12 protein-coding genes are annotated in these 17,232 nt (G+C 42.7%); 9 read left to right on the top strand and 3 right to left on the bottom strand.

Translation table 11 applies throughout. The features are described 5' to 3' along the window. Positions 1-150: 150 nt before the first annotated feature. Both L6773_RS13815 and ettA read left to right on the top strand, forming a co-directional pair. Positions 151-1,089 (top strand): VOC family protein, encoded by a 939-nt coding sequence (locus L6773_RS13815; protein WP_237855024.1) that lies wholly within the window; start codon positions 151-153, stop codon positions 1,087-1,089. A gap of 288 nt (positions 1,090-1,377) precedes the next feature. Further along, on the top strand, positions 1,378-3,048 hold the full coding sequence (gene ettA, locus L6773_RS13810) for an energy-dependent translational throttle protein EttA (protein WP_237855023.1): 1,671 nt from the start codon (positions 1,378-1,380) through the stop codon (positions 3,046-3,048). A gap of 182 nt (positions 3,049-3,230) precedes the next feature. On the opposite strand, the gene L6773_RS13805 is transcribed toward ettA, so the two are convergent. Continuing rightward, positions 3,231-4,124 (bottom strand): mechanosensitive ion channel family protein, encoded by an 894-nt coding sequence (locus tag L6773_RS13805; RefSeq protein ID WP_237855022.1) that lies wholly within the window; start codon positions 4,122-4,124, stop codon positions 3,231-3,233. Positions 4,125-4,313: 189 nt separating this feature from the next. Between L6773_RS13805 and L6773_RS13800 the strand changes: the two genes are divergently transcribed. Next, a complete protein-coding gene (locus L6773_RS13800) occupies positions 4,314-5,195 on the top strand; it encodes a mechanosensitive ion channel family protein (RefSeq protein ID WP_237855021.1) in 882 nt (293 codons plus the stop codon). A gap of 57 nt (positions 5,196-5,252) precedes the next feature. Then, a complete protein-coding gene (locus L6773_RS13795; protein WP_237855020.1) occupies positions 5,253-8,531 on the top strand; it encodes a S41 family peptidase in 3,279 nt (1,092 codons plus the stop codon). A 74-nt stretch (positions 8,532-8,605) separates the two neighbouring features. Here the strand turns inward: L6773_RS13795 and L6773_RS13790 are convergent, their stop codons facing one another. After that, on the bottom strand, positions 8,606-9,064 hold the full coding sequence (locus tag L6773_RS13790; RefSeq protein ID WP_237855019.1) for a MauE/DoxX family redox-associated membrane protein: 459 nt from the start codon (positions 9,062-9,064) through the stop codon (positions 8,606-8,608). A 267-nt stretch (positions 9,065-9,331) separates the two neighbouring features. On the opposite strand from L6773_RS13790, the gene purF reads away from it, so the two are divergent. From purF to L6773_RS13765, 5 genes are all read left to right on the top strand, one after another. After that, positions 9,332-10,834 carry an amidophosphoribosyltransferase gene (purF, locus tag L6773_RS13785; RefSeq protein WP_237855018.1) on the top strand — a complete coding sequence of 501 codons (1,503 nt, stop codon included), beginning with the start codon at positions 9,332-9,334 and terminating at the stop codon, positions 10,832-10,834. Next, positions 10,834-11,427, top strand: coding sequence for a ribosome biogenesis GTP-binding protein YihA/YsxC (gene yihA, locus L6773_RS13780; RefSeq protein WP_237855017.1), 594 nt, complete (start codon positions 10,834-10,836; stop codon positions 11,425-11,427). Before purF ends, yihA begins: the two co-directional genes overlap by 1 nt. A gap of 20 nt (positions 11,428-11,447) precedes the next feature. Continuing rightward, a complete protein-coding gene (serA, locus tag L6773_RS13775; protein ID WP_237855016.1) occupies positions 11,448-13,037 on the top strand; it encodes a phosphoglycerate dehydrogenase in 1,590 nt (529 codons plus the stop codon). 243 nt (positions 13,038-13,280) lie between these two features. Next, on the top strand, positions 13,281-14,417 hold the full coding sequence (locus L6773_RS13770; protein WP_237855015.1) for an AI-2E family transporter: 1,137 nt from the start codon (positions 13,281-13,283) through the stop codon (positions 14,415-14,417). A gap of 35 nt (positions 14,418-14,452) precedes the next feature. Further along, positions 14,453-15,805, top strand: coding sequence for an amidohydrolase family protein (locus tag L6773_RS13765; RefSeq protein WP_237855014.1), 1,353 nt, complete (start codon positions 14,453-14,455; stop codon positions 15,803-15,805). A 127-nt stretch (positions 15,806-15,932) separates the two neighbouring features. On the opposite strand, the gene L6773_RS13760 is transcribed toward L6773_RS13765, so the two are convergent. Further along, the gene (locus tag L6773_RS13760) at positions 15,933-17,177 is read right to left on the bottom strand and encodes a Gfo/Idh/MocA family protein (protein WP_237855013.1); all 1,245 of its coding nucleotides are present in this window, start codon (positions 17,175-17,177) and stop codon (positions 15,933-15,935) included. Between the last annotated feature and the right edge of the window lie 55 nt (positions 17,178-17,232).

Genomic DNA, 17,232 nt, shown 5'->3' with positions numbered 1-17,232 from the left:
AGTTCGAGAATAGGATTGCAGAGTAAAAACGCCCTCTTGCCTGTCCTGAATTTTTTTTATGAGAAGATTTAGAGTTGCCTTGAAAGGAACGAACTGAAATCAAAAATAGTTTAATGTTAAACAATTAGTAACTTCGAAATCTTCAATATTATGAAACGCGATAACAAAGGTATTCATCATATCTCTATCATCTCCGGTGATGCACAAATCAACGCTGACTTTTATGTGAAAAAGCTTGGCCTGAGGATGGTATTGAAATCTGTGAACCAGGATGATCCGGGAACTTATCATCTGTTTTATGCAAATGCCGAAGGAGAACCGGGATCGAGTATCACATTTTTTCCATGGAAAAGAGCTGTGAAATCAAACACCGGGACGGGGGAGGTAGAAAGGATCTCATTCTCTGTACCGATGGATTCTATTTCCTACTGGCAAGATCGGTTTGAGTCTCTCAATATTTCTGCAAGTGGCCCATTCGAGCGATTTGGTAAAAATGTTCTACCATTTGAAGTTCCAGACGGATTGAAACTGGAAATTATTGAAGATGATCGATCAAATGATCTGCCGGGTTGGAAAGATTCCGATGTTCCACTCGACAAAGCAATTCGTGGATTCTGGGGAGCGAATCTATTGCTTTCTCAAACAGAAGAAACAGCTGAGATTCTGACGGATATTTTAGGATTTGAGAAAACTTCGGAAGAAGGAAATCAAACATTATTTGAAACAGGAAGTAAATTAGGGCATTCGGTAATTCTCGAAAAAGCGGATGATGCCCAGTACGGCAAAACAGGCCGCGGAACCGTTCATCATATAGCCTTTCGGACAAAAGATGAAGAGGAATTGAAAGAGTTCAGACAGCAAGTGATTGCCAAAGGATTATCGCCCACGAATGTGATCGATCGCCACGTGTTCAAATCGGTCTATTTCCAAACTCCCGGCGGCGTTCTCTTCGAAATGGCAACAGACGGACCGGGATATCAATCGGTCGCTTCCAGGGATGAAAAAATGGGTAAAGAACTCTTCTTGCCAGATTTTCTTGAATCAAAACGAGACATGATTGAACAGAGATTGGAACCGATTGAGGTTTGAAAAATTCCCTCTTTGCCCTGTCTTCCGAGTCTTTAGCGAAGTTATGAAGGCACAAGTTACGCTTCGCTGAAAACTTGCGCCAGCTAGGGGATGGCCCGGCTCCATACGTTAACTATGATTTGAGATTCCCGCACTTCATTCACTCTGTTCATTACGTTCGCAATGACAGAATATTTGATGCATCCATCCAACATTTTCATAACTCATCATTCAAAATTAATCAATCCATTCCGTACCTTTCTGCCTTATCAAATTTGATCTGTTCAATATTCTAAAATCAATAAATCAGTGAGCGACAAAAAAGTAATTTTTTCGATGGTTGGGGTGAGCAAAGTTTACAAGCCCAACAAAAAAGTATTAAACGATATCTACCTTTCCTTTTTCTATGGAGCAAAAATCGGTGTGCTTGGGGCCAACGGTTCGGGTAAAAGTACGCTGTTGCACATCATCGCCGGAGAAGATGAAGATTATCTTGGTAATATCTCACGTCAGAAAGGTGTGACGTTTGGATTGTTACCACAGGAGCCAAAGCTGGATCCTGCCAAAACGGTGAAAGAGATTGTCCAGGAAGGTGTGCAAGAGACGATCGACCTGATCAATGAATATGAAAAAGTAAATGCTGCCTTTAGCGATCCCGATGCCGATTTTGACAAGCTGATAGAAAAACAGGAGAAACTTCAAAGCCGTATTGATCACCTCGACGCATGGGATATCGACAGCAAACTGGAACAGGCGATGGACGCTCTTCGAACACCACCGGGAGATACGTCAGTCGATGTTCTTTCAGGTGGGGAAGCCCGGCGCGTGGCGTTATGCCGCTTGCTTCTCAAAAAGCCGGATGTATTGCTATTAGATGAGCCGACCAACCACCTGGATGCCGAATCCGTGGCCTGGCTGGAACAACATCTCGCGCGATATGAAGGAACCGTGATCGCCGTAACCCACGATCGTTATTTCCTAGACAATGTTGCCGGGTGGATTTTGGAACTGGATCGAGGTGAAGGCATCCCGTTTGAAGGAAATTACAGTTCATGGCTGGAGCAGAAACAACAGCGGTTGAAAACAGAAGAGAAGCAGGAATCCAAACGACAAAAAACATTGCAGCAGGAGTTGGAATGGATTCGTCAGAATCCAAAGGGTCGACGCACCAAAAGCAAAGCCCGTATTAACAAGTACGAGGAATTACTTTCTGAAGAACGAAGTAAAAAGCGTGAAGATATGGAGATCTTTATCCCCGCCGGTCCGCGTTTGGGCGATAAAGTGATTGAAGCAGAACACGTATCCAAAGGATATGAAGACCGGCTGCTGATTGAGGATATGAATTTTAAACTACCGCCCGGCGGAATTGTGGGTGTGATTGGCCCGAATGGTGCCGGTAAAACAACGCTTTTCAAAATGATAACCGGTGAAGAGGAGCCCGACAGCGGAACATTTGAAACCGGAAGCACGGTGGAGTTGGGATATATCGATCAAAAGCGACCGCTTGATCCGAATAAATCTATTTGGCAGGAGATCTCAGGTGGACAGGATTTGATTAAGCTGGGTAATCGGGAAGTGAACTCCAGAGCCTACGTTGCTCGTTTTAATTTCAGTGGAAGCGATCAGCAGAAAAAATGCAGCGAAATATCCGGTGGTGAGCGAAATCGTGTACATCTTGCAAAAATGTTGAAAGAGGGAGCAAATGTTCTACTGCTTGATGAGCCGACCAACGACCTGGATGTGCACACACTTCGAGCACTTGAAGAAGCCCTGCTCGATTTTGCCGGGTGCGTGGTTGTGATTTCTCACGACAGGTGGTTCCTCGACAGAATTGCTACCCACATTTTAGCGTTCGAGGGCGAAAGCCAAACCTACTGGTTTGAAGGAAACTATTCCGAATACGAGGACAATAGAGAGGAACGTCTCGGGTCTAGATATCACCCCGAGAGAATTCATTACAAGAAGTTGATGAGGGAGTAATTAATCCCCCTTCGAAGGGGGAAAGTGAAATGAGCGTTTAGCGAATGAACTCGGGGGATGTTCCGTTAATCACATTCATGACCATAAACACCCCTCTGAGATTCTCAAGAACGTTTGAGAATCTCTGTCTCCCCTCAATGGGAGATCCCTTTTGGACCGTAAATTGGTAAATGACTTTAAACCTATTCTTTTGTAGTCTTTTCCTCCTCATGATGGGGCAAGGAGACGGAACTCTTCACATGCAGATCACGCTGTGGAAATGGAATCTCAACACCGTATTTTCTGAACTTACGGACAACGGCCTTGTTTAACTCATTCCGCACACGGGGATAATCTTTTACGTTTCCTATCCATGCCCGAAGTTGCATATTCCAGGATGATTCACCGAATTCAATGAGATGTACCTCAGATTTTGGTTCGGAAAGAACATATTTGTTTTCATCTGCTACCTCCTGAAGTGATTTTAAAACTGTATCGAGATCAGAACCGTATGACACCCCCACATCGATATCCAGCCGATAGGTTGGGTCTCCATGTGAATAGTTGATCACATCTTTAGATACAAATTCTGAATTGGGAACAATAATGGAGATGTTATTTACTGTTCGAACTTTAGTAGATCGGATATTTATCTCGGTTACATCTCCTTCAATATTATTGACCGTTACACGGTCGCCAACGGTAATAGGGCGTTCAAATAGTATAATCAACCCGGAAATAAAGTTTGAAGTTACATTTTGAAGACCAAACCCAATACCAACGGATAACAAGCCAAATATCACAGCCAATCCACTCAGATCGATTCCTACAAATTGAAAAGAGATCAGGGCACCAATCGTAATTATTGTGTATTGAGAAATTCGTGAAAGTGTATAGGTAGTACCCTCATCAATCTTAAATCGTCTAAGAATTTTGCGATTTATTGTTCTTCGGACTATTACACCAAGGACAATAAAACCGGTGATGAGAATGAGAAATATAAAAATGGACATTACAGTGACCGGCGTTTCCTTAATCTGGAAAAGAGTCAAGTTTATAATATCATTGATGTAGCTAAAAATTTCGTCCCAGGTCATCTATCTTATGTATCTAAAGTAGATTGAAATTTTGCGTAGATTTCTATTATCAGTATCAGTCTACACTATTTTAAATAGTAAAAGTTTTTTAATAATAGCTATTTTTGATAGCGAGAGAAGTTTTCTTAAAACACTAAAGCAGAAGATACTGTTTATAATCTCAATATTGTTATAATAAATAGATATGTAATGTTTGAATCAATACAAGAAGCTCTTCTTTATGAGTATGAACGCCTCATTGTTTTTCTGCCAAGACTTATTATAGCCATAATTATAGCGATTATTGTTTACACGATTGGTAAATGGGTTGCTAAGGGTACAGTGAGTTTCCTAAAGAAAAGTTCCATTCCAGACACCTACCACGACTATTTTGGAAAACTGATTCGGATTATTGGGGTTTTTGTAGCTTTTGTGGTTTTTCTGAACCTGATTGGATACCAGACGCTGGCCGCAAGTCTTTTAGCCGGTGGGGGTCTCACGGCTGTAATGCTCGGGTTTGCCTTTAAAGATATTGGAGAGAATTTTCTGGCCGGTTTTTTCCTGGCATTCAGCAGGCCATTTACGACCGATGATGTAATTGAAACGGAAGGGATCAGGGGCCAGGTGAAAGGCATTCAATTGCGCCATACACATATAAGAACTTCGGAAGGCTGTGATGTTTTTGTGCCGAGTGCACAACTTTTTACCCGGCCTCTGCATAACTATACCCTTGACGGACTAAGGCGTGGTAATTTTGTTGTTGGGATAGACTATGCAGATGATTCGCAAAAAGCAGCTGACCTTCTTCTTGAAACTACAAAGGCCACAAAGGGTGTTTTGTCAACACCGGAAGCCTCTGTTCAAATCCAGGGTTTTGATTCCAGTTTTGTGAATATCCAGGTGTTTTTCTGGATTAAAGCTAAAAATCAAGAGGCTGATCTGTCGGTAGTTAGAACACATGCAATGAATAGTTGCAGGAAAATGTTAATCGATCAGAACTTTACAGTGAGCTCTAACGTCTCTACAACAGTTGAGTTAAAGCCTGTGGATGTCTTGCTCCAAAACCAACAAGAATCCAGCGAAAATTCATAACAACATTATAAAATTATTAAATATTAAGAAATCAGATTAATCAAAAGACGCGAACGTATGAAGAATATAATTCTCTCTCTATGTTTACTTGCAGCAGCAACAATTTTTAGTATTCAAGAAGCCGTGGCACAAATCGATGCTCGCATGCTTCGGCAACCGGATGTATCCGAAACTCATGTCACCTTTTCTTACGCTGATGATATCTGGATCGTTTCGAAACAGGGGGGTGTTGCAAATCGGCTGACCTCAGCTGAAGGACCGGAATCTTTCCCGCGATTTTCTCCGGATGGTTCTATGATTGCATTCAACGCTAATTATGATGGCAACACCGATATTTACGTGGTGCCAACCACAGGCGGAATTCCAAAAAGACTAACTCATCACCCAATGGGTGAGCGCGTCTTGGATTGGTTTCCTGATGGAGAATCTGTACTCTTTGCATCATCAAGAGAAAGCGGACGTCAACGATTTAGCCAGTTCTACAAAGTATCAGCTGAGGGAGGTATGGCCGAAAAATTGCCGGTTCCGTATGGTGAATTTGGTACAATTTCGCCTGATGGAAATACCATCGCTTATACGCCTAAAACCAGGTCTAACAGAACATGGAAACGGTACCGGGGCGGTATGGCACCGGATATTTGGTTATTCGATCTGGAATCGTATGAATCGGAAAACATAACTGATAATCCTGCGAATGATGAACTTCCGATGTGGAATGGTGAAACTGTTTACTTTTTGTCTGATCAGGGAGAAAATCAAAGATACAATATTTGGGCTTATAACAATGAGACTGGCGACACACGACAAGTTACGAATTTCACCGACTTTGATATCCATTTCCCCGCAATCGGACCAAATAGCATGACGTTCGAAGCCGGCGGCAGGCTCTATTTGATGGATCTTGCATCAGAAGAATATGAAGAAATTAATGTGGATGTAATTACGGATCAGTTGACGGTTCAGTCCCAAACAGAAGATGTAAGCAGTATGATCCAGGATGCCTATATCTCCCCTGGAGGAGAACGAGTACTATTCCAGGCTCGGGGTGATATTTTTTCAGTCCCGGCAGAAAATGGGCCCATTCTAAACCTAACGAAAACATCGGGTGTAGCAGAACGATATCCTGCCTGGTCTCCCGATGGTAAGTATGTGGCTTACTGGAGTGATCAATCCGGAGAATATGAGCTAACAATTCGGGATGAGGCAGGCAGCGGAGAGGAACAAACACTCACATCAACGGATGAGAAATTTAAATACTACCTGCACTGGTCACCCGACAGCGAAAAGCTGGTATTTGTTGACAATTCAATGAGAATTCGCATGTACAACATGGAGACGGATGAGATTACGGATATTGATCAAGGTCTTTGGATGTACGAAGGTGGACTTCGAACGTTTAGCGCTGATTGGTCATCCGACAGTAAATGGGTTACATATTCAAGGGGACTCGATCACAGGCAAAACGCTATTTTCCTGTTTGATGCTGAAAACAGCGAACGTCACCAGGTAACTTCCGGGTACTATCATGATAGAAATCCGGTTTTTGATCCTGATGACAATTATCTCTACCTGTTGACGAGCCGGACATTTAGTCCGCAGTACAGTAATATGGACAACACCTGGATCTATGCGAATTCAACCAATGTGGCAGCCATCCCGCTTCGTGAAGATGTTGATTCGCCGCTTGCTCCAAAAAACGATGAAGTTCCAATCGAAGAAGATGAAGAGGAGTCGGATGAAGAATCAAACGGAGAAAATGACGAGCAAGAATCTGAAGAATCAGAGGAAGTAGTAATTGACCTGGACGGATTTGAAGATCGCTTGGTTGAACTTCCCGTGGATGCCGGAAATTATGGAACCCTAAGCGCAGTTTCGGGGAAAGTTGTTTATTTAAAACTTCCACGAACAGGTGCCGGTGACCAGGCACCCAGTCTCGCTTATTTCGATATGGAAGAGCGGGAAGAGCAGTCTGTAATGGATGGAATTTTTGGATATCAATTATCAGCTGATGATACCAAGGTACTAGTTGCACAGCCGGGTAATCGGTTTGGAATTATTGACCTGGCGCCCGGACAATCCGTGGAAACACCGCTTCGAACCAATGAACTTTCTATGACAGTTGATCCACAAATAGAGTGGCAGCAAATTTTTGATGACTCCTGGCGATTTGTCCGCGATTTCTTTTACGATCCAAACCTGCACGGGGTTGATTGGGATGAAATTAAAGACAGGTATCAAGCAATGCTGGATGATGCCGTAACTCGAACAGATGTTAATTATGTGCTCGGTGAGATGATTGCAGAGCTGGATGCATCTCACACATATCGTGGAGGTGGAGATGTTGAAAGTGCCGAAACGCGCGGTGTGGGATTACTTGGAATAGATTGGTCACTTGAAAATGGTGCGTATCGCGTTGAAAATATCATAGAGGGTGCCCAATGGGATAATGAAGTTCGGTCACCTCTCGATATGCCCGGTGTAGAGGTATCAGAAGGTGACTACATATTAGCTGTGAACGGAGAGCGGTTGGATCCAAATGGAGATCCTTATGCGGCATTCCAGGGACTGGCCGGTAAAACAGTTGAATTAACTGTGAATGATTCGCCTGACATAGACGGTGCCAGAAAAGTTGTCGTGGAGACAATGAGCAATGAAACAAGACTTCGACATCTTGCGTGGATGGAATCGAATCGAAAAAGGGTAGAGGAAGCCACAGACGGACGAGTTGGATATATCTATGTTAGAAGTACAGGCATTGATGCTCAAAATGAATTAGTACGACAGTTCATGGCACAGCACGAAAAAGATGCCCTTATTATTGATGAGCGTTTCAACAGCGGAGGACAGATTCCCGACAGGTTTATTGAATTATTGAATCGTCCCGAATTGGCATATTGGGCTGTTCGTGACGGCAAAGACTGGAAATGGTCGCCCGTTGCTCACTTTGGGCCTAAAGTGATGCTGATTAACGGATGGAGCGGTTCCGGTGGGGATGCGTTTCCGGCATATTTCAAGGAAACCGGTTTAGGGCCACTGATCGGTACAACGACCTGGGGCGGCTTAATTGGAATTTCAGGTTCACCCTCTTTAGTAGATGGAGGACAGGTGACAGTGCCGACATTCAGAATGTATTATCCTGATGGTGAGTGGTTCCCTGAAGGAGGTGGCGTTCAACCGGATATCCAGGTGGTTGACGATCCAACTCAACTCGCCAACGGTACGGATCCTCAGTTGGAACGAGCTATTGAAGAGACACTTCGATTGATGGAGGAAAACCCGGATTCATATACTAAACCTGAGCGTCCGGCATACGAAGACAGGTCCGGAAATAACTAATAAAATTTAGAATAGATCTCAGTGTTCTTGGCGGTAATAATGAACCGCTGGGGCGCGGAGTATCACTATGGTTTTTAACCATTATTATACGAAGGCCTCCAAAATAGAAGACCAGCCATCAGTACAAAAAATCCATTGCGGATTACCATTTTCCAGCCGAACTGGCTGCTAAGCAAACTTCCAATGAGCGAAGATTCACCCAAATCACCAAAGCAGCCACAATCCCCTTCCAAGCCCTGACCGAGCCCATAAACTGCAAAAATAAAGAAAACGAGATAGATACTTGTGGCAATCGGATCTACATATTTTGAAAACAAGCTGAATGCCAGCAACCCACCAATGATTACTTCAATATAGGGCAGAAGATCAATCACAAGAGATTTTAAACCGAGTGGCAGCCAAGTTATGTAGGCTACTGATTCAAACAGGGCTGAATTGTCCTGCATTTTGAGGATTCCGGCAAATACCAATAAACCGCCGAGGATAAAGCGGAACAGGTATTGAGTGTAGGTGATAATTCTTTTTTTATTCATAAAATTAAATTACGAATATTTTAATGGTATATTTTTTATGATTTAAATCACCGCTACACTGACATTACTGAAGACAGATAATCACGCTTATTTAAACCATTCATAAGACACCAAAATTCGCTACGGTTTAAAATAAACGAAATAGATTAATGATTCTTGCCAATCGTTCAATTCCATTTGTAAAAGAAGGAATTAGAGTCTGTAATTTAAAACACTTTTCCATATCTTCCTCTTTACGATTTAATCTTTGATTATCGCTATCCAAAAATGACCGATAAACCCCACGACTATTGCGGGATATTTGGAGTTTATAACCACCCCGAAGCCGCAATCCTCACCTATTACGGGTTGCATGCTTTGCAACACCGCGGGCAAGAATCAGCCGGAATTGTTACATCCTACTATGATATTAACAAAGGGCGGTATGTAATGCCCATGCACAAAGATTTTGGTCTTGTCTTATCTGTATTTGACGATTCCAAAGTTTTCAAAAAAGAGCTGATTGGCCGTTCTGCAATCGGGCACAATCGATATTCAACATCCGGATCCTCTAAAAATCCGGCAAATATTCAACCATTCCGGGTTCATTACAGGAATGGCAATCTCGCTATTGGTCACAATGGAAACTTGACGAATGCAAGAGAACTCAGGGAGCGCTTCAGAGATGAAGGAGTTCTTTTTCAAAGTACATCAGATACTGAGTTGATCCTTCACCTAATCTCACACAGCCAAAAAGAAACCGTTGTAGACCAGGTGCTTGATGCTCTCAATCAAATTGAGGGGGCATATTGCTTGATGATTTTGACAGACGAACAGTTGATAGCTGTACGCGACCCAAACGGGTTTCGTCCACTTGCTCTTGGAATGATTGATGACTCATATACCGTAGCCAGTGAAACTTGTGCATTCGATATCATTGGAGCTGAGTACATTCGTGATATTGAACCCGGTGAGATTTTAATTATCGATCGGGAGGCGGATGTAAACCACGAGCCTAAATCGTTCTATTTAGAACCCAAACCCGGAACCGGTTCAAGCCAGTGTATTTTTGAATATGTGTATTTTTCTCGCCCGGATAGTAAAATTTTTGGGGAGAATGTTGACAAAATTCGCCGCAATCTTGGAAAGCAACTTGCAAAAGAGCATCCAATGGATCAGGTGATCAACTATGTTAGTGGAGAGAATCGACCCATTGTTATTTCCGTACCCGACTCGAGTAACACCGCTGCTATAGGATACGCCCATGAAAGCCAAAAAAACGGCTACGATTGTAAGTACGATATCGGCCTGATCCGAAATCATTATGTAGGCAGAACTTTTATATCACCGGGACAAAAACAAAGAGATCAAAAAGTTCGAACAAAATTTAACCCGGTTCGGGGTGTATTGGAAGGCAGATCCGTTATTATTGTAGACGATTCTATCGTACGTGGAACCACTTCAAGGTACCTTGTGGATATGATTCGGGAAGCAAACCCAAAAGAAGTACATTTTTTGGTGAGCTCTCCGCCCATTACGCACCCCTGTTTTTACGGAATGGATTTTCCCGACCCTGATGAACTGATTGCCAATAAATTCAATGGGAATACAGAGGCGATTGCCAAAGAGATTGGTGTTGACAGCCTTCGATACCTCTCACCTGAAGGTTTGGTCAGTGCTGTGAAAGAGGCCAACGATTCTCATCATTCGTACTGTACGGCCTGTTTTACGGGAGATTACCCGGTTCCGGTTAATTTCGGTGTTGAAAAAGAAGAAAACGAAATTGTTTGATGGCATTTAATACGTCTACATTCGTAACGAGTGCCCCTTCCCTGGCTGATTGTCCCCCCGAAGATCTTCCCGAAGTCTGTTTTGCGGGGCGGTCAAACGTTGGAAAATCTTCCCTGATTAATTCACTGGTGAATAGAAAACGGCTTGCCCGAACCAGTAATACTCCGGGAAAAACCCAGCAAATGAATTACTATAACATCGATCAAAAGTTTTATATTGTGGATCTTCCTGGGTTTGGATTTGCCAAAGTACCCGAGAAGGAGCGCAAGCGTTGGGGGAAGGATATCAAACAGTATCTGTATCAGCGAAAAACACTAAACCTGATACTTCATTTGGTGGACGCCAGACATGATCCCACCCGGCTTGACGAAGATTTTTTTTACTGGATGGCTTCGAACCGGAAACCATTTAGCGTGGTATTAACCAAGTCAGATAAACTATCAGGCAATAAATTGGCTGCATCTAAACAAACCGTAAAAAAAATTCTTGAAAAAATGAATATTGAGGCACCAATTATTGTTACCTCATCTGATTCAGGCAGGGGGATAAAAGATCTTCAATCACTCATTTTAGAATTTATCAACTATAAATAAATATATTCGAAACAGATAATATGTCACTAAACGTTTTACTTCTTGATAACGTAGATCCCGTTTGCGCCGAGGTTTTTAAAGAACGAAATATTCATGCTGACCAGCGGCCAAAAATAGAGCTGGATGAACTAAAAAAAATTATTGGCAAATACGAAGCCATCGTTTTACGGAGTGGCACCACTGTTGATGAAGAGCTCTTGAGTCATGCCGAAAACCTTAGGATTATTGGCCGTGCCGGTGTGGGCGTAGACAATATTGACATACCTGCTGCCACATCGAAAGGTGTGTTGGTGATGAATACACCCGATGGAAATACAATTTCTACAGCAGAGCACACGTGTGGAATGATCATTGCTCTTGCACGAAATATCCCCCAATCTGTGGATCGCGTGAAAAGCGGTGGATGGGATCGGAAGAAATTTATGGGAACTGAAGTTCACAGCAAGACCCTCGGAATTGTAGGTCTTGGGAAAATCGGAACGGAAGTAGCTCTTCGAATGAAGCAATTTGGAATGGATCTGCTTGCTTATGACCCATTTACCACTCAAGATCATGCGAAAGAGATTGGTGTTGAACTGGTTGAATTGGATGACCTTCTGGGGCGATCGGACTTTTTGACCGTCCACACTCCTCTGACGGAGAAAACCAAGAACATGATCTCTCTTGATGTAGCCGATAAATTGAAGCCCGGGATCCGACTTGTAAACTGTGCACGTGGTGGAATTTATAAAGAGGAAGACCTGGTTCCTTTGATTGAAAAAGGAATAGTAGCCGGCGCTGCTTTGGATGTTTACACAACTGAGCCACCTACCAAAGAGTTATATGAAACGCTTAAGAATCCCTCCATTATTTGTACGCCACACTTGGGTGCATCTACCGAGGAAGCGCAGGAGAAAGTGGCCGTTCAAATTGCGTCGCAAATTTCTGATGCGCTTGAAAATAAAAATTATAAAGGCAGCTTGAACAGTAAGTCTATTTCACTTCTTACCAACGATGAAGTTCAGCCATATGTGGAGCTCGCTGAAAAACTTGGCAAGGTTTCCGGGCAAATCATGCCGGATAATGCCAATAACTTTTCGTTTGAATATACCGGAATTTGCACCAAGTATTCTGAAGTGTTGACCGATGCAATTCTTAAAGGGATGCTTTCCCAATACGTGAGTGAATCAGTGAACTTAATTAATGCTCGTCATTATGCGCTTGAGCGCGGCTTTAAACTCAGCGAGACAAATAAAAGCGACGACAAAAACTACAACGATCTGATCACCATCAAACTTGGTGACAGCTCTGAATACAAGCAGATCTCTGCCGCCGTATTCGGTCCCGGTGATTATCGAATCGTTGAGATTGACGGATTTGGAATTGAATTGCGTCTTGAAGGTGATATCCTGATGTACCAAAACCTGGATAAGCCTGGTATGTTGGCAGCAGTATCAAGCACACTTGCCAAGCAGGATATCAACATAGGTGCGTTGAGCCTCGGACGTGAAGGAAAGGGTTCAAATGCCATCACTGCCGTAATTGTAGACAGGCAGCTTAACAATGAAGAACTCGACAGTATCTACAAATTAGATGGTGTGAGTAACGTCAAATATATCTCGTTGAGCTGATATTTAAACACTCTTCAAAGTTATACAAATTATGAGCCGGTTCGATTTTAAAAATTGAACCGGCTTTTTTATTGTCTCATGGTTTGGTAAAATGAGGTTTCAGTTTGGATATTTTGGCAAGTTCCTTTTTCACACTGTAAACTTTTTTCTACATATTGTGGAGATCAATAAAAGGAATTAATGTAGATTAACCATCAGTTTACAAAGAGTTATTTCTTCTTAGGGAATATGAATAAAAGAGATATGAGTTCTGAGACTACCTGGTATGTGAAATATGTTTATGGTTTAGCGGCAGCTGTTTTAACTGTTTATGTCATGGTTAATGCAAAATCGGTTATTGTACCGATACTGTTTTCCATCTTCTTTGCGATTCTGTTGCATCCTGTGAGCCAATTGCTTGAGCGGTTTAAAATACCAAGAGTCTTGTCATCCTTCGGTGCGATTCTTTTTGGGATTATCTTCTTTTCAACCATTTTGTTCTTTTTCTATTCACAGATGACGGATTTTGCTCAAGATGCCGATATGTTTGTTGAACGTTTGAACGAAATGACGGGAACAGTGAACCAGTTTCTGGGAGATTATTTTGCTATTGAGAGTATTCGCTTGGACCAGGTAACTCAAACTTTGATCAATTTTGTGAGGGAAAATGTAGGATCAATCACCCAGCAGATTGGAGGTGCGGCATCCACACTTACATCAATATTGTTGGTTCCGATTTTTGTATTCCTGATTCTTCTCCTGAGAGATATTCTGAAAAAATTTCTTCTGAAAGCGTTTGGGCAAGGTGATTCTAACCAGGAGAAAAAAGTGACCACGATTATAGCCAATGTAAAATCGACGGTTCAAAATTACATCACCGGTGTGTTGATCGTAATTGGTATTCTGTCAGTTCTCTATTCAATTTTGTTGTCAGTAATTGGAGTTGATCACGCCATATTTTTCGGGGTATTTGCCGGGATGATGAACATCATACCGTTTATAGGTCCGCTTTTCGGGTCGATATTACCCATTTTATATGCCTTGATTACAATGGATTCCTTGTTCTATCCGCTTATTATTCTGCTTGGGTTTTATGTGATTCAGTTGTTTGAAGGAAACCTGATTACTCCCGTAATTGTGGGAAGCCAGGTGAGTATGAATGCACTCGTAACGTTGCTATTGCTTGTAGTTGGAGCACAAATTTGGGGGCTTTCCGGAATGATTCTTTTTATCCCGATAGGCGCGATCGTAAAAGTAATTTGTGATGAAATCGATCAGCTCAATCATTATGGATATGTAATGGGTCGAACCACCGATGATAAAAGTGAAGAGCGCAGTATTCTAGCAAAAAAAGTCAGAGAGCTCTCGAAAAAAGCAAAATCAGTAGAAGAAAACTCCTGATTAAATATTCTAAATTTCCAATTAATGCTAAAACAATGAGTAATAAATCAAAAATATTTATGATTGCCGGTATCATTTTCTTTTTGGTGGTGCCGGCCTTAATGTCTCAACCTCTTGTGATCAAAGATGTCCAGGTTTTAACGATGGAGAACGATCAAATTCAGGGAAATCAAACCATCATTATTGAAAATGGAGAGATTCAATGGATCGGACCGGATAGTGAAGCCGATTATGCAAGTAACTCGATGATTATAGAAGGAGATTATTATGTGCTGCCGGGACTTGCAGAGATGCATGCACATATTCCATCATCCGGACAGGGAAGAGAAGCCATGGAAAACACGCTTGCTCTCTATTTAACGCAGGGTTTGACCACAATCCGGGGAATGCTGGGAGATCGGGCTCATCTTGAATTGAGGGAGGAAGCAGAAAATAGTGATTTTTTAAGTCCACGGATTTTTACATCAGGTCCGTCGTTTAATGGCAATTCAGCTACTGACCCGGAAACAACTCGACAAATGGTTCGAGATCAGGCCGAAGCCGGATATGATTTGCTGAAGCTTCATCCCGGTATCACCCTCGAAAACTTTAATGGACTTGCTGATGAAGCAAATGAACAAGGAATTGAATTTTCCGGACACATTTCGGAAGGGATTGGCCTCGAACATTCTTTGGAAGCCGGACAGAAAACCATCGAGCATTTTGATAAATACATGGAATTTCTAACCGGTGATGCTGAAAAGGAGAGTGCATCCGTCATCTACTTTGGATACGAAGAAACTCCCCGAGTTGACTTGTCATTCATTGATGAAGCGGCAAGAATAACGAATGAAGCCGATGCCTGGGTTGTGCCAACAAATACTTTGTTGGAAAATGTGTTCAACCCCGATCTTACAGTAGGGGAGATGCAAGATTGGCCGGGTATGGAGTACCTGCCGGATGACCTTGTCAACGGCTGGTCGAATTTTGTACGATCCACCCGCAATTCACCTGACTATAACGAGGAACAAGCAAGAGAGTATCTGGATATCCGTAAGCAACTGACTCTTGCTTTGTATGAACACGGTAACAGGTTACTGCTTGGAGCAGATGCACCACAAATATTCAATCCTCCGGGTTTTGCTGCTCACCGGGAACTTGAATTAATGCAGGAGTCCGGATTGACTCCATTTGAAGCCCTTCAAACCGGAACGATTAATGTGGGCAGATATCTCGGTGAAGAAGATACCGTGGGGAAAGTAGCTGAAGGATATCGTGCTGATTTAATCCTGCTGGATTCCAACCCGCTCAACTCAATCCCATTCCAGGATCATATCCAGGGAGTCATATATCGAGGTAATTATCTTGATCGTGCTGAGCTGAATTCTATTCTTGAAGGTTTGAGGTAAGGCTTTGAAAAGTCATTGCAAGCGAATGGAGTGAGACCGGCAATCTCCACTCATGATTAAATCAGGAGATTGCCGCGGTCGTTAGAGTCACTCGCAATAGACCGACTACGAATGTTGATAATTATTTTTAAGAAAAGAGTAGATCCGAACCTTTACCTTGTGAAATAAGAGACTTATAGTTTTTCAACTCTTCTTGAACACCCGGTTCAGTCAGGTCGATGGTCTGTTTCTTTTCAGCGGCCATGTAAGCAGCTTGAACAAGTTTTGTCACTTCTAAACCGAACTCCCAATCAAGGAAAGCATCTTCGCCATTAATAAATGCTTTCACGGCATCTTCTTGTTCCGTGTCATACCCGTAAAGTCCGGCTTCATCAGGATGAACGGGTAAAAGCCCACGAGTTGTGGTTGATTTTTCGATAGCGGTTTCAGCATCTGCAACGCCTTCTGCGGCTTCATCTCCAACAAAAATTTCAAGTGGGGAGATGAGGGAATTCACTTCCATGGCGTAGCCGGGTCCAATGGCATCCATCCACAGGCGGAGCCCCTGTTTATCGTACATCCATGAGTTGGTAAACTGGCCTTTAACAAGTTGTCCGGTTTCAGGATTTTTGAATGTGATAATTCCTGTTGCAAAATCTTCTGCCGGAGTTTCGCTGTAATCAACCCCGAATTTTTTCTTGAGCTGTTCACGATATTTTGGCTGTCCCCATTTCAAAAGGGAAGTGTCACACTGAACCGCAACCGGTTCGAGGAACAGCGGATCTTTTCCGGGAGGTGTTAAAATGTGGCGAGATACAGCAATACTATGGCATCCCATATCAGACAATACTCCGCCACCCTGCTGGGTAGGATCCCAAAACCATCCGTTGTGAGGCCCGGCGTGCTCTTCGGTACTTCGTGCAAGAGTAAAAGAACCCATAGCATTTCGCTGAGGCTCCAGCTGATCGAGTGCTTTATTAACCGCATTCATATGCAACTGATTTTCAAAATAGGCCGTTTTCAGGTTTGCATCCCTTGCGAGGTCCACCATTTTTTGTGCTTCAGCTATCGTTCGTCCGAGAGGCTTTTCACAAATTACACCTTTTAACTCAGCTCCCTTTTTAACAGCTTTATTAATCTCCTCCATGATGGCCACTCTCGTATAATTAGGTGAGTAGATGGCAATCGCATCGCAATGATTACACATTTCGGATACTGAATCATATAGCTTTGGGTCGCCCAATCCATTCTCTTTAGCGTATTTGGCTAGATCCTCAGATCCACCACGTTTATAGATGGCAGAAATTTCGATCTGCCGAACCTGCTTCATGGCTACAGCTAAAAATTTGGCGATAAATCCAGATCCAACAATCCCGAGTTTAAGAGTCTTCATTTGCAAATCTATTTGATTAATTAATTCATACAATTTATTAGATAAAGAAGCATAA

Origin of the sequence: Rhodohalobacter sulfatireducens, assembly GCF_022012475.1 — a bacterium.
Classification (GTDB): domain Bacteria; phylum Bacteroidota; class Rhodothermia; order Balneolales; family Balneolaceae; genus Rhodohalobacter; species Rhodohalobacter sulfatireducens.
The sequence above is the reverse complement of the archived record's forward strand: the minus strand, read 5'-3'. Positions and strand labels throughout refer to the sequence as shown.